The organism is Amycolatopsis nalaikhensis (assembly GCF_030264295.1).
GTDB classification, from domain to species: Bacteria; Actinomycetota; Actinomycetes; order Mycobacteriales; family Pseudonocardiaceae; genus Amycolatopsis; species Amycolatopsis nalaikhensis.
This window is the reverse complement of record NZ_CP127173.1, coordinates 4,772,177-4,794,215: the sequence shown is the minus strand read 5'-3', so window position 1 is coordinate 4,794,215 and position 22,039 is coordinate 4,772,177. Positions and strand designations below refer to the sequence as shown.

Below are 22,039 nucleotides of genomic sequence, written 5' to 3'. Positions count from 1 at the left end.
TTGGCGCGGTTTTCCGCGCGTGAACCGCCCTGAAGCCGGCCAGCTCGTTCTACCCGGCGATCACCTAGGCCACCAGATCCATTCGGGGTAGCACCGCTCCCGCCCGAGGAAGATCACACACTCAGCCCAGCCGGCGGGCCGTGACGAACCGGGCCCGGCCCGTCAGGTCGGTGTGGTCCTCGACCCCGGTCAGCACCCGCCGGGCCCGGACCAGGGCCGGGACCGCCGAGCCGTGCGTGTCGTCGTGCTCGATCGCCAGCCCGCCACCCGGCCGGAGCAACCGGGCCCCGGCCGCGATCGCGTGGCGGATCACCGCCAGGCCGCTCTCCTCCGCGAACACCGCGCGCGGCGGGTCGTGCTCGGCGACCTCCGGGGGCACCGGGGTGCCCTCCGGGACGTACGGCGGGTTGCACAGCACCAGGTCGACCAGGCCGTCGAGCTCGGCGAACATCGTCGGGTCGCCGATGTCGCCCGAGTACAGCCGGATCGGCGTGTTGCCCGCGTCCGCGTGCACGTCCGCGTTGTGGCGCGCCCACGCCAGCGCCTGCGGGTCGACGTCCACCGCGTAGACCACCGCGTCCGGACGCGCGTGCGCGACCGCCAGGGCCAGCGCCCCCGAACCCGTGCACAGGTCCACCACCACCGGGAACTCCCGGCCCTGCAGGAACTTGACGCCCCACTCGAGGAGCAGCTCGGTTTCCGGCCGCGGGACGAACACCCCGGCGCCGACCGCCACCGTGATGTCGCCGAGGGCCGCCCAGCCCGTCAGGTACTGCAGCGGGATGCGCTTCGCGCGCTGCTGGACGAGCTGGCCGATCGCCTCGATCACCGGCGGGTCGACCAGCGGCACCATCGGCAGCCGTCCGCGTTCGACCCCGAGCACGTGCGCGGCGATCACCTCGGCGTCGAAGCGCGGTGAGGCGACGCCCGCGCGCTCGAGGATCCGGGTGGCCTCGATGATGGCCAGGCGCAGCGGCTGCCGATTCACTCGTCGTCCTTCACCTCGTCAAGCCTGGCACACCAGGCGGAACTCCCCCGTCAGGACACGCGCCGGTCCCACTCCGCTCAGCGTATCGAGGCACCCTCACCGCCCGGCGGACAAGTACCGTCGAGGTGGGCCCACCTCGGTCGGTAGCGCCGAAAAGCTCACCGCCGTGACAAACGGCCGCGAAACACGGGTCACCACCAGAATGGATCGGGACGGCGCCGATCTCGACTCCGCGGTGCGCGACTCGAGCGCGTATATCCTGGCGGGGGCGGACGCGGTGGCCGTCCACTTCGGTCCGGCCCGAGACGGCCGGCCCCCAGGATGTCGACCCGCGGGAGCGCCAGTGGAGACCGAGCCGACCAAGCGCAGCCGGGTCGCGTTCATCTTCCCGATCTACGACGAGGAAGACAACATCGACCTGCTGCACCGCACGGTCGACGAGGTCACCGCACCCCTGGCCGCGCGGTACGACTTCAGCTTCCTCTACGTCGACGACGGCAGCCGCGACGCCTCGCTCGACCGGCTCACCGAACTCGGCGCCCGCGACCCGCGGGTCACCGTCGTCGAGCTCTCGCGCAACTTCGGCCACCAGATGGCCGTCACCGCCGGACTCGACCTGGTCGACGCCGACGCCGTCATCATCATGGACAGTGACCTGCAAGACCCGCCCCGAGTCGCCCTCGAGCTGCTGGAGAAGTGGGAAGAGGGTTACGACGTCGTGTACGCGCAGCGGCGGTCGCGCCAGGACCCGCCGTTCAAGCGGCTCACCGCGAGCGCGTTCTACTGGTTTCTCCGCAAAATGGCCGCCGTCGACATCCCCAAAAACACCGGCGACTTCCGGCTCATCGACCGCAAAGTCGTCGACGAGCTGCGGAAGTACCGCGAACGCGACCGCTTCCTGCGCGGCCTGGTCAGCTACGTCGGGTTCAAGCAAACCGCGGTGCTGTTCGACCGCGACAAGCGCAACGCCGGAGTCACCGGCTACCCGTTGACCAAGATGCTGCGCTTCGCCGCCGACGGCATCCTCGGCTTCTCGACGACTCCCCTGCGCATGATCACGCGGATGGGGTACCTGATCTCGCTGCTGAGCTTCCTCGGCGTGCTCTACGTCGTCGGAGTGAAGCTCTTCGCCCCGGAGACCGCGGTGCCCGGCTGGGCGTTCATCACCATCGCCATGTTCTTCCTCGGCGGCATCCAAATCATCATGCTCGGCGTCCTCGGCAGCTACATCGGCCGCACCTACTCGCAGGTGCAGAACCGGCCGCTGTACACGGTGGCGTCGGTGCGCACCGGGGTGCCCGCCGAAGACCGCCGGAGCGCCGCCCGATGAGGCTCGTCACGGCGACGCAGGTGCGCTTCGGGATCGTCGGGATCGGCAACACGCTCGTCGACGCCCTGGGCTACGCGCTGCTGGCGACACTCGGCGTGCCCACTTTCGCCGCCAATTTCGCCTCGACGACGGCGGGCATGCTGCTGTCGTTCACGCTGAACCGCAACTTCACGTTCCGCGCCAAGGACGGCGACATCCGACGGCAGGCGCTGCTGTTCTTCGGGGTCACCGCGTTCGGCCTCTGGGTGGTGCAGTTCTTCGTGATCTGGCTGGTCAGCCGCCTGTTCCCGGGGATCAACCTGCTGGTGCCGAAGGGCGCGGCGATCGTCGTCGGGCTGTTCTGGAACTACCTGCTCTACCACTTCGTCGTGTTCCGGCACCGGCCCGTTTCGCCCGTTCCCGGTGCAGCACCGGCCGACTCTGCGTGATCTCGTACCCTGTTCCGGGTGCGATCCCGTGAACTGCGCTTCGGCCTGGGCGTCTTCGTCCTTTCACTGGGCGTTCTGCTGGTCCGGTTCCTGGTGCCGAGGCCGGTCGGGATGGCCGACAACGGCGACGGCTGGCGCCTGCTGTGCGGCGTCGGCGGACGGCACTTCGAGCTCAAGTCCGAGTTCTACGTGCACTTCAGCTACGGTCCGGGCACGCCCTGCAAGAGCAGCTACATCTCGAGCCAGGCGTGGCTCGACTGGTTCGCGAGCAAGCTGGGGAAGGTGCTCGGCTCGTCGGCGGAGCTGAACCTGCTGGTGCTCGGCGCGATCACGTGCGCGCTGGTCGCGGTGGGCGTCGCGGCGACTGTCCTGGCGCTGGACCTGAGCGTCCGGGGCCGCCTCGTCGCGGCCGCGCTGCTGCTGCTCGTGATGGCCGATTCGGCGTTCTTCGGCTACTTCGCCTCGGTGCTCAGCGAGGGCGCCGGGTTCCTGGGGATGCTGCTGATGTCCGGCGGCCTGCTGCTGATGCACCGCACGGGCGCGTGGCGGTACTGGGGCGCGGCGCTGACCGTGGTGGGTGCGCTCGTCGGCATCAACGCGAAGTCGCAGACGTTGCTGCTGATCCCGCTGTTCGTGCTGGCGCTGGCCCTGGTCAAGCCGCTGGGGAAGCGGGGATGGGCGCGCTGGGCGCTGCCGCTGGGCGTGCTGGTGATCGTGGGCGCGGGCACGGCGGTGGTCCAGTCGCACGGCGACCCGGCCAACGCCGGGTACCGCGAGGCCAACATGTTCCACGTGGTGTTCGACTCCATCGTGGACGGCAAGCACGACACGGACGCCGACCTGGCGGCCCTGGGCCTGCCGCCGAGCGCGAAGAAGTTCATCGGCAAGGGCTGGTGGGAAGCGAGCCCGTGGACCGACGCGGACTACAACGGCTTCCGCGACAAGATCAGCCGCCGCAACGTCGCCAAGTACTACGCCGGGCACCCCGAGCGCACGCTGCAGATCCTGCAGCAGGGCGCGCAGGACACACTCACGGCGCGGCCGCCGCGGCTGGGCAGCTTCGCGGAAACGTCGGGGCTGCCGCCGATGGCCCAGGAGTTCCGGGTGCCGGTGTTCTCCGGGCTGTCCGCGCTGGCGGCGCCCTTGGGGCTGTTCGTGCTGGTGCCGTTCTGGCTGCTGATCGGCTGGGCGGGCATCCGCGCGTTCCGGCGTCGCAAGCGCGAGTTCGGGATCGTCGTGTTCTTCCTGCTGCTGTTCGCGGTGGGCCAGTTCGGGCTCTCGGCGCTGGGTGAGGGCGTCGAAGGCGTGAAGCACCAGCTGCTGACGCTGTTCCCGACGGTCCTGGCCTTCGTGTTCGCGGTCCTGAGCTTCTTCCCGAAGCCCGCTCGAAGGGAGCAGGCGCCGGCAGAGGCCGACGACGAGCCGACGACCGAGGTTTTCAACGCGTTTTCCGAGCCGGAGATGCCGTCCGTCCGCTGACGCGAATCTTCAGTTGTGATCTACATCACCACCTGTTTCGGTAATGTTCCGAAAACTCCGGCGATGAGATGACCGGACCGGGGGCAACACCAACACGCCGAAAACGGCAGATGCACCAGACAGGGACTCAGTCTGCACAACCGCGGCCGTCGCGGCGGTTGCAGCATTGAGCGCAGGGCGGAGCGGTCGACCAGGGGGAGGGAAATCGGTCGCGAGCCGGGATCGTCTCGGGCCTCGTCCAGCGAACGTACCAATCCTTCGTGCACAAGAACGCTCACCGGTCGGTCAAGTATCGGCAGAAACGGCCGATGCGCCTTTCGCGAACGCATTCACCGAGGGGATTCGATGTCACGTGCACTTCGGAAGGCCGGAATGGCCTTCGCCGCATTGACCGTCGCCGGACTCGTCACCGCAGCACCCGCCCAAGCCTTGACCGGCGGCACGCCCGCCGCCAACGGCAGCTATGCGTTCACCGTCCAGATCAGCGGAACACACGGCTGCACCGGCGCACTGGTCGCCCCGCAGTGGGTTCTGACCGCGGCCGCCTGCTTCGGCGCGGCGCCGCTGCCCGCCGGCCCTCCAGCGACGCCCTACACGGCAACCGTCGGCCGCGCCGACCTGACCAGCACCGCCGGGCACACCGTCAAGATCACCACCCTGGTCCCCGCGACCGATCGCGATGCGGTATTGGCCAAACTTGCCCTGCCGGTCGTCGACATCACCCCGGTGCCGTTGGCCACCCGGGCCCCTGCCGTAGGGGACGTCCTGCGAATAGGTGGATATGGCCGAACCGCCGACGCGTGGGTGCCGGACCGACTGAGCACAGCGTCGTTCACGGTGAGCGGAGTCAACGGCACGGCACTGGCCGTCGCCGCGACCACGGGAGATGCCACCACCTGCCTCGGCGATGCCGGCGGCCCGGCGCTACGGGAGAACGGGACGCAGGTCGAGCTCGCCGCGATCAACAACCGCTCGTGGCAGCACGGCTGCTTCGCCTCCATCGAGACTCGCCAGGGCACCCTTGAAACTAGGGTCGACGACCTGGGCGCATGGGTAAGCCAGGTGACCGCTCCGGCCGCCGCGACCATTACCAGCAAGGCCAGCGGCCAGTGCCTCGACCAGGACTGGTCCAACGGACGCGAACACCCCACCGTCAACGCTTGGACGTGCTGGACACCAAATCAGTCCAACCAGCAGTGGAAGCTCAGCTGGCTTTCCCGCGACACTGTCCAGGTGGTGAACGCCCGTTCCGCCAAATGCCTCGACCAGGACTACACGAACGGTCAGCCCCATCCCACTGTCAACGCCTGGCAGTGCTGGACCACCAACCAGCCCAACCAGCAGTGGACTATCCAGCCGCATTACGAGGACGGCACCGTGTCCCTGGTCAACAGGGCCAGCGGCCAGTGCCTCGACCAGGACTACACGAACGGTCAGCCGCACCCGGCTGTGAACGCCTGGCAGTGCTGGACCACGTACCAGCCCAACCAGCGCTGGATCCTCGGCTGACTCCTTCCGACTCACCTGTGAACAGGACTGGCCGGAACCGAGACGCCGGCGCGCACAAGAAGGACTGACACATGCACTTCAGCAAGAAGATCGCCGTGACGGCGGCTATCACGATCACGCTCGCCACCGCGGGCCTGTGGACCGCCTCCGCGGCGTCGGACGCCCCCCAGGCCGACGACACCCCGCCCGCCCTCGTCGAGGACTATTCCTACCCCGGGGCAGCCGGCATCCTCGCCCAGTACAACGTGACCCTCATCTCCGGCGACGGCCACATCATCTTCGCCGACTGTGCCACCCCACCGGTCAACAACGTCAGCGTGATGCAGGTCCGCTCCACCGACGAAGTCGGTACCAACGGCCTCGTCTGCTTCAAGGTCCTCGCCCCCACCGGTCACCTGGAACTCCGGATCCCCGCTGTCTACGAAATCCGCGGCGACGGACGCACCAGCGGCACTGGCCACAAGGTCAAGGCGGAAGTCACCACCGACGCCGGCCAGCACTCCACCGTCAACGTCAACCCCAGCGGCAGCACCCAGGTCGGCATCGGAGCCAGCCCCGACAACGCCCCGACCACACTCCTCCAGCTGACCGCCGCCCCCTGATCGCCGAACGACGCACAACCCGCACCTGATACGTTCAGCGAGAGAACGCCATGGTGAAGGCCGTGAAGTGGAAACTGCACGGCCTTCACCATCCTCAGCCCGACTGAGACGCCAGGCGCTCCTCGCGGTCCGCCGTCGCCAGCGCGTCGAGGACGCCGTCGAGGTCGCCGTCGAGGACCTGGTCCAGGTTGTACGCCTTGTAGTTGACCCGGTGGTCGGAAATCCGGTTCTCCGGGAAGTTGTACGTGCGGATCCGCTCCGACCGGTCGACCGTGCGGACCTGGGACTTGCGGGCGTCGGACGCCTTCGCCGCCGCCTCCTCCTCTGCGATCGCCTGCAGCCTCGCCTGGAGCACCTGCAGGGCCCGCGCGCGGTTCTGGATCTGGGACTTCTCGTTCTGGCACGACACGACGATGCCGGTCGGCAGGTGCGTGATCCGCACCGCCGAGTCGGTCGTGTTGACGCTCTGGCCGCCCGGGCCGGACGAGCGGAAGACGTCGATGCGCAGGTCGTTCGGGTCGATCTCGACCTCGACCTCTTCGGGCTCCGGATAGATCAGCACGCCGGACGCCGACGTGTGGATGCGGCCCTGCGACTCGGTCGCCGGCACGCGCTGGACGCGGTGCACGCCGCCCTCGAACTTCAGGCGGGACCAGACGCCGTCGACGTCGGCCGTCTTGCTCTTGATCGACAGCGTGACGTCCTTGAAGCCGCCCAGATCGGAGTCCACCGAGTCGAGGACCTCAGCCTTCCAGCCGTGGCGCTCGGCGTAGCGCAAGTACATCCGCAGGAGGTCGCCGGCGAACAGGGCTGACTCCTCGCCGCCCTCGCCGGACTTGATCTCCATCACGACGTCGGAGCCGTCGTACGGGTCGCGCGGCAGCAGCAGCTCGGTGAGCTTCGACTCCAGCTCGGGGATCTTCGCGGCCAGCTCCTCGGCCTCCGCGGCGAACTCCGCGTCCTCCGAAGCCATCTCCTTGGCGGCCGAGAGGTCGTCACGGGCGGTGTCCAGCTCGCGCACGGCCTTCACGACCGGCGTCAGCTCGGCGTAGCGGCGGCCGAGCTTGCGGGCGCGCGCCTGGTCGGCGTGCACCGCCGGGTCCGCCAGCTGGGTCTCCAGCTCCGCGTGTTCGGCGAGCAGCCCCTTGAGCGAGCTCGAATCCACCTCTGCCACCTCTCAGCCCCGGGAAGAAAGACAAAAAACGACGCCCACTCGCGCGGGCGAGTGGGCGTCGTCGGAAAAGCTACTTGGCGTCGGCCTTCTTCTGGCGCTTGCCGTAGCGAGCCTCGAAGCGCGCGACCCGGCCACCGGTGTCCATGATCTTCTGCTTGCCCGTGTAGAACGGGTGGCAGTTCGAGCAGATCTCGACGTGGATGTTGCCGCTGGTCTTGGTGCTGCGCGTGGTGAAGCTGTTGCCGCAGTCGCAGTTCACGTTGGTGACCACGTACTCGGGGTGAATACCGCTCTTCATGGTGTCCTCTCTCGTTGGCTCCGGGTCCCCAGTCGTTCCCTCGGGGTGAACCGGCGCCGGACTTCAGCGGATGATTCTGCCAGACGGGCAGACGCTCACTGGAACGCACCCCGCTGACCAGCTATTCCCGGGGCGTTTGTACGGATCTTGTACGCGCCCGGCGCACCCTGGCCGACCTTCGTGATTCTCTCACCGCCAGGAGGAGTAATGCGAAATATCTTCACGAAACTGTGCGTCGCGGCCACGATCGGCGCCGCCGCGCTGGTCGCGGCCCCGGCCGCCCACGCCGTCGGCGTCACGGCCGCGGACACCCACCCCGAGCAGGCGACCTTCACCACCGCCCCGGCCGGCGAGGTGTCGATCCAGGCCGCGGGCGACGGCACCCCGGCCGGCGCGATCCAGTGGTACAAGAACCACCTCGGCAGCACCGGCTGGCAGGGGCTCTGCGAGAAGGCCGCCGAGAACTCCTACGGCGTCACCGGCGTCTGGGCGTCGGCGAACGCGCACTGGAACGGCGCGAGCCCGAAGCACACCACCGGCACGCCGCCGGCGGGCTCGTTCGTCTACTGGAACATCAGCGCCTACGGCCACGTCGGGATCGCCGACGGCAGCGGCGGCTTCTACGCCACCAGCGTCGGCGGCGCGATCGGCCACGGCTCCAGCGTCAGCTACTTCAACAACTACCGCGGCTGGACGCCCGCCGCGGTTCCGCACCAGTAAGCGCGAAGGGCCCTCCCGGCGAAACCGGGAGGGCCCTTCCGAACAACGAGACTCAGTCGTCTTCGCCGCCGCCGAGGGCGGTCTTCGAGACCTGCATGAGGAACTCGACGTTGGTCTTCGTCTTCCGCAGCCGCGAGATCAGCAGGTCGATGGCCTGCTGCGAGTCGAGGGCGTGCAGCACCCGGCTCAGCTTCACTGTGACCGCGAGCTCGTCCGGCGAGAGCAGCAGCTCGTCCTTGCGGGTACCGGACGGGTTGACGTCGACCGCCGGGAACACGCGGCGCTCGGCGATCTTCCGGTCGAGCTTGAGCTCGGCGTTACCGGTGCCCTTGAACTCCTCGAAGATGACCGTGTCCATCGTCGAGCCGGTCTCGACCATCGCCGTGGCGAAGATGGTCAGCGAGCCGCCGTTCTCGATGTTGCGCGCCGCGCCGAGGAACCGCTTCGGCGGGTAGAGCGCGGTCGAGTCGACACCACCGGACAGGATCCGGCCGGACGCGGGGGCCGCCAGGTTGTACGCGCGGCCCAGCCGGGTGATCGAGTCGAGCAGCACGACGACGTCGTGGCCCATCTCGACCAGGCGCTTGGCCCGCTCGATCGACAGCTCCGCGACCGACGTGTGGTCGGACGGCGGCCGGTCGAAGGTCGAGGCGATGACCTCGCCCTTCACCGAGCGCTGCATGTCGGTGACCTCTTCCGGACGCTCGTCGACCAGGACGACCATCAGGTGGCACTCGGGGTTGTTCGTGGAGATCGCGTTCGCGATGTCCTGCATGATCGTGGTCTTACCGGCCTTCGGCGGCGACACGATCAGGGCGCGCTGCCCCTTGCCGACCGGCATGATCAGGTCGATCACGCGGGTGGTGAGCTTGTGCGGCTCGGTCTCGAGTCGCAGGCGCTCGTTCGGGTACAGCGGCGTCAGCTTGGTGAAGTCGGGACGGCGCTTGGCCTCGTCCGGCTCCAGGCCGTTGATCGAGTCGACGCGCACCAGCGGGTTGAACTTCTGCCGCTGCTGCTCACCTTCGCGCGGCTGGCGCACGACACCGGTGATGGCGTCACCGCGGCGCAGACCGTACTTGCGGACCAGAGACAGCGAGACGTACACGTCGTTCGGGCCGGCGAGGTAGCCGGAGGTCCGCACGAACGCGTAGTTGTCGAGGACGTCGAGGATGCCCGCGACGGGCAGCAGGACGTCGTCCTCGCGGATCTCGGTGTCCGGCGAACCGCCGTCACGCTGGCCGCCCCCGCTGCCCCGGCGACGGCGGTCGCGGAAGCGACGGCCGCGGCGGCCGCCTTCCTCGTCGTCGTCCTGCTGGGCGCGGTTGTCCCGGTTGCCGTCCTGGCCCCGGTTGCCGCCCTGCTGGCGGTTCCCGTCCTGCTGGCGGTTGTCGTTGCGGCCGCCCTGGCGCTGCTGGTCGCGGTTGCCACCGCCCTGGCCCTGCTGCCGGTCACCCTGCTGCCGGTCGCCGCCCTGGCGGTCGCCCTGCTGCCGGTCGCCCTGCTGGCGGTCGCCACCGCCCTGGCCGTCGGGCGCACCGGCGGCGCGGTTCGAGCCGCGGCGACGCCGGCTGCGGCCGCCCTCCTCGGGCTGGCCGTCCTGGCCCTGCTGGCCGTCCTGCTTGTCCTGGCGGTCCTGCTGCGGGCGCTCGGCCTGCGGCTGGGTCTCCGCCGGCGCGGCGGCGGCCGTCGCCTCGGCCTTCGGCTCCGGCTTGGTCTCGACCGGGGCGGCGGGCGCCTCGGCCTTGACCTTCGGGGCCGCCTTGGGCGGCTCGCCGACGCCGTCGAGCGGCAGCGTCTCGGCCGCCGCACGCGGCTTGCGGGACTTGCCCTGGCGCTCGCGGATCGCGGCGATCAGGTCGCCCTTGCGCATGCCCGTCGTCTCGCCGACGCCGAGCTCCCCAGCCAGCGAACGCAGTTCGGCGACGGTCTTACCGGTCAGCCCGCCGACCGTCCGCTTGGGAGCGGGGGCGGTGCCGTTCGTCTCGGCCGTGCCGCTCACGTCGCTCAAAAGATCGGTGTTGCTCACACATGTCCTTCCTGACCGATCCACGCCTCCAGGTGGATCAGCGGACTGCCGCTCGCTTCTGATCGCGAACCGGCGTATTTGCCCCCCGATACGCGAGATGAGCTCTTCGGCCGTGCGGAACACAGCTGGAGCGCCTCCACCACAGGGGTTTGCGTCCTCCAAACGGAGGATGCGGAATTCGGCACCGCCGAGACCGGAAACCCGCCTGCGTCCTTCCGCGTTACCCCGCGTGCCAGGCGGTGCGGATTCGGCGGATCAACGAAGGATGCGATCCGGGAGGACCGGCATCGGGTGCGGAAACGCACGGTGATCGAACGCCCCCGAGGGTAGACCGCGCGGGTGCCGGGTGCAACAACCACCCCCCGCGTGGCGGCCTCGACCGCGGGCACGTGACCCAGCCTTTACTGAGCCGCAACCTGCACACCCGCGAGATCCACGGGCAGCTCGAAGACGTCGAACCCCTCAACGCCGACGTCCGCCGGGAGTATTCCCGTGGTGGTCAGCGCGAGCACCGTCGGACCCGCGCCGGACACCGCGGCGGCCACGCCCCGTGCACGCAGCGTCGCCACCAGCTCGGTGCTCGCCGGGTACGCGGGCGCCCGGTAGTGCTGGTGCAGCCGGTCTTCGGTGGCCGCGAGCAGCAGCTCCGGCTTCGCGGTCAGGGCGTGCACGGCGAGGGCGGCGCGGCCCGCGTTATGCGCGGCGTCGGCGTGCGGCACGGTCGGCGGCAGCAGGCCGCGGGTGGTCGCGGTGGCCGAGCGCACCGACGGCACCGCCACGACCGGCCGGATCGCCGCGTGCGGCGTGAACCGCTCGGCGTGGAATTCGCCACCCTCGCTCCAGGCCAGCACGAACCCGCCGAGCAGGCTCGCCGCCGCGTTGTCGGCGTGGCCTTCGAACCCGGCCGCCAGCTGCAGCGCCTCGGACGTGTCGATCTCCCGGCCCGCCAAGGCGTACCCGGCGGCGACGCCGGAGACGACCGCGGCCGCCGACGAACCGAGCCCGCGCGCGTGCGGGATCGCGTTCGAGCAGCGCAGGTGCAGGCCGGGCAGCTCGACGCCGAGGTGCGCGCAGGTCCGCAGGATCGCGCGCACGACGAGGTGGGTCTCGTCGGTGGGCACGTCGGCGACCCCGCCGGCACCGGCGTCGATCACCTCGACCTTGAGCTCGCCGTCGGTGGCCTGCACCTCGACGACGTCGTAGAGCGCCAGCGCCATGCCGAAGGCGTCGAAGCCGGGGCCGAGGTTCGCGGTGGAGGCCGGGACGGTGATCCGGAAGCCGGTCATGCGAGCGCCCCAATGTGGCGTCGGGTGCGTCCAGCGCACCCAATGTGGCGTTCGGTGCGTCCAGCGCACCCAATGCCACATTGGGGCGCTTGCGAGCGGGTGCCGGTCATCGCAGGTCCAGCGCCGCCGCGACCGCCGAGGGGTCCACCGCGAGCGGCTCGACCTCGACGTTGCCCGCCAGCGCCGTCTGCGGGTCCTTCAGGCCGTGCCCGGTGACCGTGCAGACCACGCGCGAGCCCTTCGGGAGCCTGCCGTCGGCGGCGGTGGCCAGCAGACCGGCCACGCTGGTGGCCGACGCCGGCTCGACGAACACGCCTTCGCGGCCCGCGAGCAGCCGGTACGCCTCGAGGATCTTCTCGTCGGTGACGGCGTCGAAGAGCCCGTCCGACTCGTCCTTCGCCTTCACCGCGGCGGTCCACGACGCCGGGCTGCCGATCCGGATCGCGGTCGCGATCGTGTCCGGGTCGCGCACCGGCTCGCCCAGCACCAGCGGCGCCGCACCGGCCGCCTGGAAGCCCAACATCCGCGGGGTGTTCTTCACCACACCGTCGGCCGCGTACTCCGAATAGCCCGCCCAGTAGGCGGTGATGTTGCCCGCGTTGCCCACCGGCAGGCAGTGGATGTCCGGCGCCGTGCCGAGCACGTCGCAGATCTCGAACGCCGCGGTCTTCTGGCCCGCGATGCGCACCGGGTTGACCGAGTTGACCAGCGTGACCGGGTAGTCGGCCGCGGTCTTGCGGGCGAGTTCGAGGCAGTCGTCGAAGTTGCCGTCGACCTGCAGGATCCGCGCGCCGTGCAGCACGGCCTGGGCGAGCTTGCCCATCGCGATCTTGCCCTGGGGCACCAGCACCGCGCAGGTGAGCCCGGCGCGGGCGGCGTAGGCCGCGGCCGATGCGGACGTATTGCCGGTCGACGCGCAGATCACCGCCTTGAGCCCGCTCGCGAGCGCGTGCGTGATGGCCACGGTCATCCCGCGGTCCTTGAACGAGCCGGTCGGGTTGGCCCCTTCGACCTTGAGGTACACCTCGCAGCCGGTCAGCTCGGACAGGTGGTGGGCGGGCAGCAGCGGCGTGTTGCCCTCCCCGAGCGTGACGACCCGCGCCCCGTCCGGGACCGGGACGCGGTCCCGGTACGCCTCGATGATTCCCGGCCAGGCCTGGGTGCTCACTGGTCTTCGCCTTCCACGCGCATGACGCTGACAACTTCGTGGACGACGTCGAGCTTCGCGATCTCGTCCACAGTGGACTGCAGGGCGGCGTCCGGTGCCTGGTGCGTCACGACGACGAGGCTCGCGCGGTCGCCGACGTCGCTCTGCCGCACGGCCGCGATGCTCACGTCGTGCGCGGCGAACGCGTGCGCCACCTGGGCGAGCACCCCGGCGCGGTCGGCGACGGAAAGGCTTACGTGGTAACGCGTCGGCGTCTGCCCCATCGGCCGCACCGGCAACGCCGCGTGCGCGGACTCGCGCGGGCCGCGGCCGCCCGCGACCCGGTTGCGGGCCACCGCGACGAGGTCGCCGAGCACCGCGCTCGCGGTCGGCGCGCCGCCCGCGCCCTGGCCGTAGAACATCAGCTCGCCCGCGGCGTCGGCCTCGACGTACACGGCGTTGAACGCGCCGCCGACGCCGGCCAGCTGGTGGCTGCGCGGGATCATCACCGGGTGCACGCGGGCCGAGACGGACTCGACGCCGTCGTCGTCGGTCACCCGCTCGCAGATGGCGAGCAGCTTGACCGTGCGGCCGAGCATGCGGGCCGCGGCGAGGTCGGCGGCGGTGACGTCGGCGATGCCCTCGCGGTGCACGTCCGAAGCCGTCACGCGGGTGTGGAAGGCCAGCGACGCCAGGATCGCCGCCTTCGACGCGGCGTCGTAGCCGTCGACGTCGGCGGTCGGGTCGGCCTCGGCGTACCCGAGGCGGCTGGCCTCGTCGAGCGTCTCGGCGTAGCCCGCGCCGGTGGAGTCCATCGCGGACAGGATGTAGTTCGTGGTGCCGTTGACGATGCCCATCACGCGGGTGATCCGGTCACCGGCCAGCGACTCGCGCAGCGGGCGCAGCAGCGGGATGGCCCCGGCGACCGCGGCCTCGAAGTACAGGTCGGCACCTGCCGCGTCGGCGGCCTCGAACAGGTCGGCCGAGTGCTCGGCCAGCAGCGCCTTGTTCGCCGTGACCACGGACTTCCCGGCCTTCAGCGCGGCGACCAGCCAGCCGCGCACCGGCTCGATCCCGCCGACCAGCTCGACCACGACGTCGACGTCGTCGCTGGTGACGAGCTTCTCGGCGTCGGCGGTCAGCAGCTCCGGCGGCAGTTCCGGGTGCTTGTCGGGGCGGCGGACCGCGATGCCGGCCAGCTCGACCGGCGCGCCCGCCCGGGCGGCCAGCTCGTCCGCCTGCTCGGTGAGCAGCCGCGCGACCTCGCCGCCGACCGTTCCGCAGCCGAGCAGGGCGACCCTGATGGCCTTCTCCTGTGGGGCAGCCACTGTGTTCAGACCTCCAGGCGCAGCATGTCGTCGGTCGTCTCCCGGCGCAGCAGCAGCCGGGAGCTGCCGTTGCGCACCGCGACCACGGCCGGGCGCGGCTGCCGGTTGTACGTGCTCGCCATCGAGTAGCAGTAGGCGCCGGTCGCCGCGACCGCCAGCAGGTCGCCGGGAGCCAGCGTGTCGGGCAGCCAGCAGTCTCGTACGACGATGTCGCCGGACTCACAGTGTTTTCCCACGACCCGGGACAGCACGGCCTGCACCGGCTGCTCGTTGTCGCCCGCGGACCGGGAAACCAGCCGGACGTCGTACACGGCGTCGTACAGCGCGGTCCGGATGTTGTCGCTCATCCCGCCGTCGACGCTCACGTACCGGCGCGAGACGTCGTCGCCGAGCGAGACGTCCTTGATGGTGCCGACCTCGTAGAGCGTGACCGTGCCGGGACCGGCGATCGCGCGGCCGGGCTCGCCGGCGATCCGCGGCACCGGCAGGCCCGCGTACGCGCACTCCTTGCGGACGATCTCGCGGATCTGCGTGATCATCTGCGCGGGCGGCGGCGGGTTGTCCTTCTCGGTGTAGGCGATGCCGAAGCCACCGCCGAGGTCGACCAGGCTCAGCTGGTCGAGCAGCTCGGGGCCGTGCTCCTTGGCCAGGTCGGCGAGCAGCCCGACGACGCGGCGGGCGGCGACCTCGAAGCCGTCCGCGTCGAAGATCTGCGAACCGATGTGGCTGTGCAGGCCAACGAGCTTGAGCGACCGCGCGTTGAGCACCCGGCGGACCGCCTCGGCGGCGTCGCCGCTCGCCAGGGAGAACCCGAACTTCTGGTCCTCGTGGGCGGTCGCGATGAACTCGTGGGTGTGCGCCTCGACGCCGACGGTGACCCGGATCAGCACCGGCTGCACGACGTCGTGGCGCGCGGCGATGTCGGCCAGCCGGGCGATCTCGAAGTAGGAGTCGAGCACGATCGTGCCCACGCCCGCGACGACCGCGGCTTCCAGCTCCGCCGGCGACTTGTTGTTGCCGTGGAAGGTGATCCGCTCGGCCGGGAAGTCCGCGCGCTGCGCCACGGCGAGCTCGCCGCCGCTGCAGACGTCGAGGCTCAGCCCCTGCTCGGCCACCCAGCGGGCGATCTCGATCGACAGGAACGCCTTGGACGCGTAGTGCACGAGCGACGGGTCGTCGAACGCCTCGGCGTAGTCCGCGCAGCGCGACTTGAAGTCGGCCTCGTCGACCACGAACAGCGGCGTGCCGTGCTTCTCGGCCAGCTCGCGCACGTCGACGCCGGCGATCCGCACGACGCCGTCGTGGGCGCGGAAGGTGTTGCGCGGCCACACTTTCGCGGGCAGCTTGTCGAGCTCGTCGGCCCCCGAAGGCTGGTGCCCGGAGGTGTCGGCGTGGGGGTAGACGTCGGCGTGCCTGGGGCCCGCGGGGTGCGCCATTTCTTACATCCGTTCCGGAGCGGAGACACCGAGCAGCGCGAGGCCGTTCGCCAGCACCTGGCGGGCGGCTTCGCAGAGCGCGAGCCGGGCGTACGTCAGAGGGGTCGCCTCTTCGTCGCCCATGGGCAGCACGCGGCCCACGGTGTAGAACTTGTGGTAGGCGCCCGCGAGTTCTTCGAGGTAGCGCGCGATCCGGTGCGGCTCCCGCATTTCGGCGGCGCGGCGCACGGTTTCCGGGAATTCGCCGATGGTGCGGATCAGATCGCCCTCGGCGGGCAGCGTCAAGAGTCCGAAGTCGACGTCCGAAGTGGACTTCAAGCCGAGATCGGCGGCGTTGCGCTGCAGGGACGCCAGCCGCGCGTGCGCGTACTGGACGTAGTAGACGGGGTTGTCGTTGGAGTGCTTGCGCAGCAGGTCCAGGTCGACATCCAAAGTGGAGTCGACGGAGTACCGGATCAGCTCGTAGCGGGCCGGGTCGACGCCGACGGCCTCGACGAGGTCCTCCATGGTGATCACGGTGCCCGCGCGCTTGGACATCCGCACCGGCTTGCCGTCGCTGACCAGGTTGACCATCTGGCCGATCAGCACCTCGACGGTCCCCGGGTCGTCGCCGAACGCGGCCGCGGCGGCCTTCAGGCGCGCGATGTAGCCGTGGTGGTCCGCGCCGAGCATGTAGATGCACAGGTCGAAGCCGCGGTTGCGCTTGTCCTTGAAGTAGGCCAGGTCACCGGCGATGTAGGCCGGGTTGCCGTCCTGCTTGATGACGACGCGGTCCTTGTCGTCGCCGTACTCCTTGGACTTCAGCCACCAGGCGCCGTCCTCGAAGTAGAGGTTCCCGGAGTCCTTCAGCTGCTGGACGGCGGCGTCGACCGCGCCGGACTTGTGCAGCGAGTCCTCGTGGAAGTAGACGTCGAAGTCGGTGCCGAACTCGTGCAGGCTCTGCTTGATCTCGCCGAACATCAGCTCGATGCCGATGCGGCGGAAGGTCTCGTGCCGCTCCTGCTCGGGCAGCGACAGCGCGCTCGGCTCGGCCTTGATGACCTCGGCGGCGATGTCGTTGATGTAGCCGCCCGCGTAGCCGTCCTCGGGCGCGGGCTCGCCCTTCGCGGCGGCGATCAGGGACCGGACGAACCGGTCGATCTGGGCACCGGCGTCGTTGAAGTAGTACTCGCGGGTGACGTCGGCGCCCTGCGCGGCCAGCACACGGCCCAGCGCGTCGCCGACCGCGGCCCAGCGCGTGCCGCCGAGGTGGATCGGGCCGGTCGGGTTCGCCGAGACGAACTCGAGGTTGATCTTCGTCCCGGCCAGCGCGTCACCGCGGCCGTACGCGGCGCCGGCGTCGAGCACCTGGCGCACGATGTCGCCCTGCGCGGCCGCGGCGAGCCGGAAGTTGAGGAAGCCGGGACCGGCGACCTCGGCCGACGCGACGCCGTCGTCCGCCGAGACCGCTTCGGCCAGCGCCTCGGCGAACTCGCGGGGCTTGAGGCCGGCCTTCTTGGCCACCTGCAAGGCCAGGTTCGTCGCGTAGTCGCCGTGGTCGGGGTTGCGCGGGCGTTCGATGGTCACCTGCTCCGGCAGCACGGCGTCGTCGATGCCACGTGCGGCGAGCACCTGCACGGCGGAGCTGCGGACCAGGTCGGCGAGAGCGGCGGGAGTCACTCGTCGAATTCTAGGTGTGCCCTGGTGGGGCGCTTGCATCGGTCTCGGGGACGTCACGGCGCGTGGGTGTGTGAGGCGTTAACGGTGATCAGACGCGTGGTCTCTACACTGGCCCGGGCGGGAATCCGTCCGCAGCCACCAGAGGGAGAACGCGGGAGCCATGGCGAACGGGACAACTCGGAAAAAGGGGTCGGCGGTGAAGGCGGCCCGCGGTTCCGTCGTGAGCAAGAAGGGCACGCCCTGGGGCACGATCATCGCCGTCGTCGCCATCGTGGCACTGGCCGCCTCGGTGATCGTCTACTACATGGTCCAGTCCGCGCCGAAGCGTGAGCAGGAAGACCGCGAGGCCGCCGCCGCGTCGTTCGCGCCGACCGCGCAGGACCCGGACCCCTCCAAGCGCATCCCGGGCGTGGTGACGGCCAACTACACCGGCAGCGTGCACGTGCTGCCGACCGAGCGCGTCGCCTACGACAAGACCCCGCCGTTCGGCGGCCCGCACGACCAGACGTGGGCCACCTGCACCGGCGTCGTGTACCCGACCGCCGTCCGCACCGAGAACATGGTGCACTCCCTCGAGCACGGCACCGTCTGGATCGCCTACAACCCGCAGCAGGTCACCGGCGACGCGCTGAACCTGTTGAGCGTGCGCGTCAAGGGCAAGCCGTACACGATGATGTCGCCCTACCCGGGCCTGGACAAGCCGATCTCGCTGCAGTCGTGGGGCCACCAGCTGAAGCTGGACGACGCCAACGACGCGCGGATCGACGAGTTCATCGCGGCGCTGCGGGCCAACCCGAACGGCGTCTACCCCGAGGTCGGCGCGTCCTGCGACGCGGTGCCCGGCCAGTTCGACCCGGACAACCCGCCGCCGTTCGACCCGTCGAAGCCGGGCCCGGACGCGAAGCCGATGGACTACAAGGGCAGCACGGCCGCGCAGGGCGAGCAGGGCATGCCGTCCGCTCCGGCGTCCTCCGCCCCGGCCTCGCCGACCCCGACGAAGTGATGGCCGAAGCCGACCTCGACACCGACTTCGACACCGAAGAGGTCACCGAGCAGCCGACGTGGTCGCGCTGGGTGATCATCGGCGGGACGCTGCTGGCGGTCCTGCTGATCGGCGCGACGGCGGGGATGTTCCTGACCCGCGCCGTCGACGGTTCCGGAACGACGGCCACCCCGGCCGCCGGTTCGGTCGAGGTCGGCTTCGCCCAGGACATGTCGACGCACCACCTCCAGGCGGTGACGATGGCGGGCATCGCCCGCGACCGCACGACCGACCCGGAGATCAAGCAGCTGGCGTTCGACATCGAGCGCACGCAGCTGGAGCAGGTCGGGCGCATGAAGGGCTGGCTCATGCTGTGGGACCAGCCCGAGCAGGCGCTCGGCGCGCCGATGAAGTGGATGACGGAACCGATGCCGGGCCACGACGGGATGTCGATGGCCCCGTCGTCGGTCAACCCGGCGAGCGGCGCGCTGATGCCGGGCATGGCGACGGACACGGACCTGAAGAAGCTGCGGTCGCTGTCGGGCCGCGAGTTCGACGTCTTCTTCCTGCAGCTGATGCTCCGCCACCACCAGGGCGGCACGGCGATGGCCCAGTACGCGGCGGCGCATTCGACGCTGCCGGCGTTGAAGGCGCTGGTGAACAGCATCCTGACGTCGCAGGGCGCGGAGATGGACCAGATCAAGCTGATGCTCTCGGGCCGGGGCGCCCAGCCGCTGCCGGCGTAGCGGCCGGGGCCCCGGGTCCGGTCAGAAGTTCCAGCTCTGGCTGGCGGCGCCGTTGCAGCTCCAGCTGACCAGCAGCTGCCCGTTGTCGGGGCGGCCGGCCAGGATGTCGAGGCATTTCCCGTTCAGCCTGCTGCGGATTTCACCGCCGTTGCGGAACCACCGCTGGGTGCTGCTCCCGTTGCAGTCCCAGGTGTCCACCGAGCCCTGATCGCCCTGGTGGGAGGCGTAGATTTCCAGGCACTTGCCGTTCATGGCGGACCGGATCTGTTCGCCCTCCCAGCGCCACTGCTGGTTCACGTTGCCGGTACAGTCCCAGGTCACCACGGACGCGCCGTTTTCCTGGTGGAACATGAAGATGTCGGCGCATCTGCCGTTGAGGTTCGACACCAGCAGCGGCTGCGCGGCGGAGGCGGGCTGAGCTGCCACGGCGCCGCCTGCCAGCAGTCCGGCGGCCGCCGCGAGCGCCGTCAATTTCCGCGGAGATTTCATGGTTTCCCCTCTGTTCGCCGAGCGGTACACCACGAAATTACTGGGCGCGGACCGGGGATTCCTTCCCGAAAAGGCGGTTGCCGGGGAGCGTGCTTTCCGTGCTTCCGCGCGTTCCGGAAGCTGCCTACCAGGACAGCTCTTGGCAGCGGCGGGCGCAGTGCGGCGCCTCCACCTGCAGCGTCGCGTGCTCGATCGCGTACCGCGAAGCCAGCAGGTTCTGCGCCTCCGTCAGCACGTCGGACTGCTTCGCGGGCGGCGCCAGCGTCAAGTGCGCCGAGGCGACCTCCATGCCCGAGGTGAGCGTCCAGACGTGCAGGTCGTGGACGTCCGCGACACCCGGCAGCGCGGCCAGCTCGGCGTTGATCGCGCCGACGTCGACGCTCTTCGGCGCGTGCTGGAACAGGATGCGCAGCGCCCGGCGGGCCAGCGTCCACGTGCGGGGCAGCACGAAGAGCCCGATCGCGACACCGATGATCGGGTCCGCGTAGCGCCAGCCCGTCAGCAGCGTCAGCGCGCCGCTGACCAGGACGCCGACCGAGCCGATGAGGTCGGCGAGCACCTCGAGGTAGGCCCCGCGGACGTTGAGGCTCTCCTTCGCGCCGGAGCGCAGCACGGCGAACGACACGATGTTGGCGACCAGGCCGGCCGTGGCCGCCAGCAGCACCGGCAGCCCGGGCACGGCGGGCGGGTCGCCGATCCGGCCGATCGCCTCGACGAGGACGTACCCCGCGACGCCGAACAGCAGGACCGCGTTGGCCAGCGCGGCCAGCACCTCCGCGCGGTAGAGCCCGAACGTGCGGCTGACCGTGGGACCGGTGCGCCGCGCCAGGACGATCGCGACCAGGGCCATGCCGACCCCGAGCACATCGGTGAACATGTGCGCCGCGTCGGAGATCAGGGCCAGCGAGCCGGTCGCGAAGCCGACGACGAACTCGAGCACCATGAACCCGGCGCCGATGCCCAGAGCGACGGCCAGGCTGCGCACGTACCGGCCCGACGCGCTCGCGGGCGCGCTCGTGTGCCCGTGTCCGTGGCCGTGTCCCATGCCGCCTCCGTTCCCGGTGTCCGTCTCCGCCAAACATATAGTCGAATGCGCATATATGCAACAGAGGGCAGCCTAAGTTCACCCACCCGAAAGCTACTCCGGCCGTCCCGGCCGACCAATCCACCAGGCGGGGTGTCCCGCCTGGTGGACTCGTCACGCTTCGCTAGCGCACCAGCCGGAAGAAGCCGCGCACCTGCTCGACGAACAGCCCGGGCTGTTCGAGCGCGGCGAAGTGCCCGCCGACGGGCAGCTCCTCGAACCAGCGCAGGTCGGTGTAGCGCTGCTCGGCCTGCCGCCGCGAGGGCCGCACGATCTCCTTGGGGAATACGGAAACCCCGGCCGGGACATCCACAGTGGACAGATCCCGCTCGGCGTTCTCCCAGTACATCCGCGCCGACGACGTCGCGGTCGCGGTGAACCAGTAGACGGAGATGGCGTCGAGGATCTTCTGCCGGTCGACGGCGTCCTCGGGGTGGCCCTTGTTGTCGGTCCAGGCCCAGAACTTCTCGGCGATCCAGGCGGCCTGCCCGGCGGGCGAGTCGGTGAGGCCGTAGCCGAGCGTCTGCGGCCGGGTGCCCTGCTGCGCGGAGTAGCCGCTGCCGCTGCGCCGGAACTCCTCGAGGTCGGCGAGGGCCTGACGCTCCTTCGGCGTCGGATCGTCGAGGGTCAGCCGCACGGGAGCGAAGTTGACGTGCACCCCGACGGCCCGCCCGAACCGCGCGAGCGAGTTCGTCACGGCGGCACCCCAGTCACCACCCTGGGCGCCGTAGCGGTCGTAGCCGAGCGAAACCATGAGCCGGTCCCACAGCTCGGCGACCCGCGCGATCTTCAGGGCGGGCTTGTCACTCCACCCGAAGCCGGGCAGCGAGGGAACGACGACGTGGAAGGCGTCGGCGGGGTCCCCACCGTGCTTTTCGGGCTCGGTGAGCGGCCCGAGCACATCGAGGAACTCGAGCACGGAACCGGGCCAGCCATGGGTGAGCACGAGCGGAAGCGCCTCGGCGTGCGGCGACCGGACGTGCACGAAGTGCACCCCGACACCGTCGACGTCGGCCCGGAACTGCGGGAAGGCGTTGAGCCGCCCGGCAAACCCGAAGTCGTACTCCTCACCCCAGTCCCGGCACAGTTCCCGGACGTAGGCGAGCGGAACCCCCTGAGACCAGTCGTCGACGGTCTCCGGTTCGGGCCACCGGGTCCGCCGAAGCCGCTCCCGCAGATCGGCGACATCACCCTCATCGAGAGGGACACGGAAAGCCTCGACCATCAGGGCTCCTTCGAGTGGGCCCCCCACGCTAGCGACGTCCCGGCGAATGGATCAACTTCTTGCCGCTGACCAGCGGATTTCCCACTGCGCCCACCTGCGCGCG

20 protein-coding genes are annotated in these 22,039 nt (G+C 70.3%); 8 read left to right on the top strand and 12 right to left on the bottom strand.

Annotated elements, in window-relative coordinates:
- Nucleotides 1–121: 121 nt before the first annotated feature.
- On the bottom strand, nucleotides 122–988 hold the full coding sequence (gene prmC / locus QP939_RS23680) for a peptide chain release factor N(5)-glutamine methyltransferase (RefSeq protein ID WP_285459006.1): 867 nt from the start codon (nucleotides 986–988) through the stop codon (nucleotides 122–124).
- Nucleotides 989–1,331: 343 nt separating this feature from the next.
- On the opposite strand from prmC, the gene QP939_RS23675 reads away from it, so the two are divergent.
- From QP939_RS23675 to QP939_RS23655, 5 genes are all read left to right on the top strand, one after another.
- The gene (locus tag QP939_RS23675) at nucleotides 1,332–2,318 is read left to right on the top strand and encodes a glycosyltransferase family 2 protein (RefSeq protein ID WP_285459005.1); all 987 of its coding nucleotides are present in this window, start codon (nucleotides 1,332–1,334) and stop codon (nucleotides 2,316–2,318) included.
- The gene (locus QP939_RS23670; RefSeq protein WP_285459004.1) at nucleotides 2,315–2,746 is read left to right on the top strand and encodes a GtrA family protein; all 432 of its coding nucleotides are present in this window, start codon (nucleotides 2,315–2,317) and stop codon (nucleotides 2,744–2,746) included. The genes QP939_RS23675 and QP939_RS23670 overlap by 4 nt, the downstream gene beginning before the upstream one ends.
- An 18-nt stretch (nucleotides 2,747–2,764) precedes the next feature.
- Nucleotides 2,765–4,225, top strand: a complete 1,461-nt coding sequence (gene wsfD / locus QP939_RS23665) for a glycan biosynthesis hexose transferase WsfD (RefSeq protein ID WP_285459003.1) — start codon at nucleotides 2,765–2,767, stop codon at nucleotides 4,223–4,225.
- Nucleotides 4,226–4,597: 372 nt separating this feature from the next.
- Entirely contained in the window at nucleotides 4,598–5,734 is a 1,137-nt protein-coding gene (locus QP939_RS23660) for an RICIN domain-containing protein (RefSeq protein WP_285459002.1), read from the top strand.
- Nucleotides 5,735–5,805: 71 nt separating this feature from the next.
- Nucleotides 5,806–6,336: a hypothetical protein gene (locus tag QP939_RS23655; protein WP_285459001.1), complete on the top strand. Its 531-nt coding sequence runs from the start codon at nucleotides 5,806–5,808 to the stop codon at nucleotides 6,334–6,336.
- A 94-nt stretch (nucleotides 6,337–6,430) separates the two neighbouring features.
- Here QP939_RS23655 and prfA read toward each other — a convergent pair whose 3' ends face one another.
- Both prfA and rpmE read right to left on the bottom strand, forming a co-directional pair.
- On the bottom strand, nucleotides 6,431–7,501 hold the full coding sequence (prfA, locus tag QP939_RS23650) for a peptide chain release factor 1 (RefSeq protein WP_285459000.1): 1,071 nt from the start codon (nucleotides 7,499–7,501) through the stop codon (nucleotides 6,431–6,433).
- A 79-nt stretch (nucleotides 7,502–7,580) separates the two neighbouring features.
- Nucleotides 7,581–7,808 (bottom strand): 50S ribosomal protein L31, encoded by a 228-nt coding sequence (gene rpmE, locus QP939_RS23645; protein WP_003102730.1) that lies wholly within the window; start codon nucleotides 7,806–7,808, stop codon nucleotides 7,581–7,583.
- A gap of 207 nt (nucleotides 7,809–8,015) precedes the next feature.
- Here rpmE and QP939_RS23640 point away from each other — a divergent pair, with 207 nt between their 5' ends.
- Entirely contained in the window at nucleotides 8,016–8,528 is a 513-nt protein-coding gene (locus QP939_RS23640; RefSeq protein WP_285458999.1) for a CHAP domain-containing protein, read from the top strand.
- 52 nt (nucleotides 8,529–8,580) lie between these two features.
- Here the strand turns inward: QP939_RS23640 and rho are convergent, their stop codons facing one another.
- From rho to argS, 6 genes are all read right to left on the bottom strand, one after another.
- Nucleotides 8,581–10,554, bottom strand: a complete 1,974-nt coding sequence (gene rho, locus QP939_RS23635) for a transcription termination factor Rho (protein ID WP_285458998.1) — start codon at nucleotides 10,552–10,554, stop codon at nucleotides 8,581–8,583.
- A 401-nt stretch (nucleotides 10,555–10,955) separates the two neighbouring features.
- Nucleotides 10,956–11,840, bottom strand: coding sequence for a homoserine kinase (gene thrB / locus QP939_RS23630; RefSeq protein WP_285458997.1), 885 nt, complete (start codon nucleotides 11,838–11,840; stop codon nucleotides 10,956–10,958).
- Between the two features lie 106 nt (nucleotides 11,841–11,946).
- Nucleotides 11,947–13,008, bottom strand: coding sequence for a threonine synthase (gene thrC, locus QP939_RS23625; RefSeq protein WP_285458996.1), 1,062 nt, complete (start codon nucleotides 13,006–13,008; stop codon nucleotides 11,947–11,949).
- Nucleotides 13,005–14,315 carry a homoserine dehydrogenase gene (locus QP939_RS23620; protein ID WP_285458995.1) on the bottom strand — a complete coding sequence of 437 codons (1,311 nt, stop codon included), beginning with the start codon at nucleotides 14,313–14,315 and terminating at the stop codon, nucleotides 13,005–13,007. Before QP939_RS23620 ends, thrC begins: the two co-directional genes overlap by 4 nt.
- A gap of 5 nt (nucleotides 14,316–14,320) precedes the next feature.
- The gene (gene lysA / locus QP939_RS23615; RefSeq protein WP_285458994.1) at nucleotides 14,321–15,751 is read right to left on the bottom strand and encodes a diaminopimelate decarboxylase; all 1,431 of its coding nucleotides are present in this window, start codon (nucleotides 15,749–15,751) and stop codon (nucleotides 14,321–14,323) included.
- 3 nt (nucleotides 15,752–15,754) lie between these two features.
- On the bottom strand, nucleotides 15,755–17,410 hold the full coding sequence (argS, locus tag QP939_RS23610) for an arginine--tRNA ligase (protein WP_285458993.1): 1,656 nt from the start codon (nucleotides 17,408–17,410) through the stop codon (nucleotides 15,755–15,757).
- Nucleotides 17,411–17,606: 196 nt separating this feature from the next.
- Here argS and QP939_RS23605 point away from each other — a divergent pair, with 196 nt between their 5' ends.
- Entirely contained in the window at nucleotides 17,607–18,413 is an 807-nt protein-coding gene (locus tag QP939_RS23605; RefSeq protein ID WP_285458992.1) for a thioredoxin-like domain-containing protein, read from the top strand.
- Complete coding sequence (locus tag QP939_RS23600; protein WP_285458991.1) at nucleotides 18,413–19,138, top strand: DUF305 domain-containing protein; 726 nt, start codon at nucleotides 18,413–18,415, stop codon at nucleotides 19,136–19,138. The genes QP939_RS23605 and QP939_RS23600 overlap by 1 nt, the downstream gene beginning before the upstream one ends.
- Nucleotides 19,139–19,159: 21 nt before the next feature.
- Here QP939_RS23600 and QP939_RS23595 read toward each other — a convergent pair whose 3' ends face one another.
- The 3 genes from QP939_RS23595 to QP939_RS23585 all read right to left on the bottom strand — a co-directional run bounded on the left by QP939_RS23595 (nucleotide 19,160) and on the right by QP939_RS23585 (nucleotide 21,936).
- Nucleotides 19,160–19,660 carry an RICIN domain-containing protein gene (locus tag QP939_RS23595; protein ID WP_285458990.1) on the bottom strand — a complete coding sequence of 167 codons (501 nt, stop codon included), beginning with the start codon at nucleotides 19,658–19,660 and terminating at the stop codon, nucleotides 19,160–19,162.
- 91 nt (nucleotides 19,661–19,751) lie between these two features.
- A complete protein-coding gene (locus QP939_RS23590; RefSeq protein ID WP_285458989.1) occupies nucleotides 19,752–20,672 on the bottom strand; it encodes a cation diffusion facilitator family transporter in 921 nt (306 codons plus the stop codon).
- Nucleotides 20,673–20,835: 163 nt separating this feature from the next.
- On the bottom strand, nucleotides 20,836–21,936 hold the full coding sequence (locus QP939_RS23585; RefSeq protein ID WP_285458988.1) for an epoxide hydrolase family protein: 1,101 nt from the start codon (nucleotides 21,934–21,936) through the stop codon (nucleotides 20,836–20,838).
- Nucleotides 21,937–22,039: the final 103 nt, after the last annotated feature.

What these genes read in the sequence shown, in the direction of transcription:
- thrB (WP_285458997.1), bottom strand. Translation starts at nt 11,840, where the DNA reads ATGACCGGCTTCCGGATCACCGTCCCGGCCTCCACCGCGAACCTCGGC.
- QP939_RS23600 (WP_285458991.1), top strand. Translation starts at nt 18,413, where the DNA reads ATGGCCGAAGCCGACCTCGACACCGACTTCGACACCGAAGAGGTCACC.
- QP939_RS23590 (WP_285458989.1), bottom strand. Translation starts at nt 20,672, where the DNA reads ATGGGACACGGCCACGGACACGGGCACACGAGCGCGCCCGCGAGCGCG.
- QP939_RS23660 (WP_285459002.1), top strand. Translation starts at nt 4,598, where the DNA reads ATGGCCTTCGCCGCATTGACCGTCGCCGGACTCGTCACCGCAGCACCC.
- rpmE (WP_003102730.1), bottom strand. Translation starts at nt 7,808, where the DNA reads ATGAAGAGCGGTATTCACCCCGAGTACGTGGTCACCAACGTGAACTGC.
- QP939_RS23655 (WP_285459001.1), top strand. Translation starts at nt 5,806, where the DNA reads ATGCACTTCAGCAAGAAGATCGCCGTGACGGCGGCTATCACGATCACG.
- QP939_RS23670 (WP_285459004.1), top strand. Translation starts at nt 2,315, where the DNA reads ATGAGGCTCGTCACGGCGACGCAGGTGCGCTTCGGGATCGTCGGGATC.
- QP939_RS23585 (WP_285458988.1), bottom strand. Translation starts at nt 21,936, where the DNA reads ATGGTCGAGGCTTTCCGTGTCCCTCTCGATGAGGGTGATGTCGCCGAT.
- lysA (WP_285458994.1), bottom strand. Translation starts at nt 15,751, where the DNA reads ATGGCGCACCCCGCGGGCCCCAGGCACGCCGACGTCTACCCCCACGCC.
- QP939_RS23640 (WP_285458999.1), top strand. Translation starts at nt 8,016, where the DNA reads ATGCGAAATATCTTCACGAAACTGTGCGTCGCGGCCACGATCGGCGCC.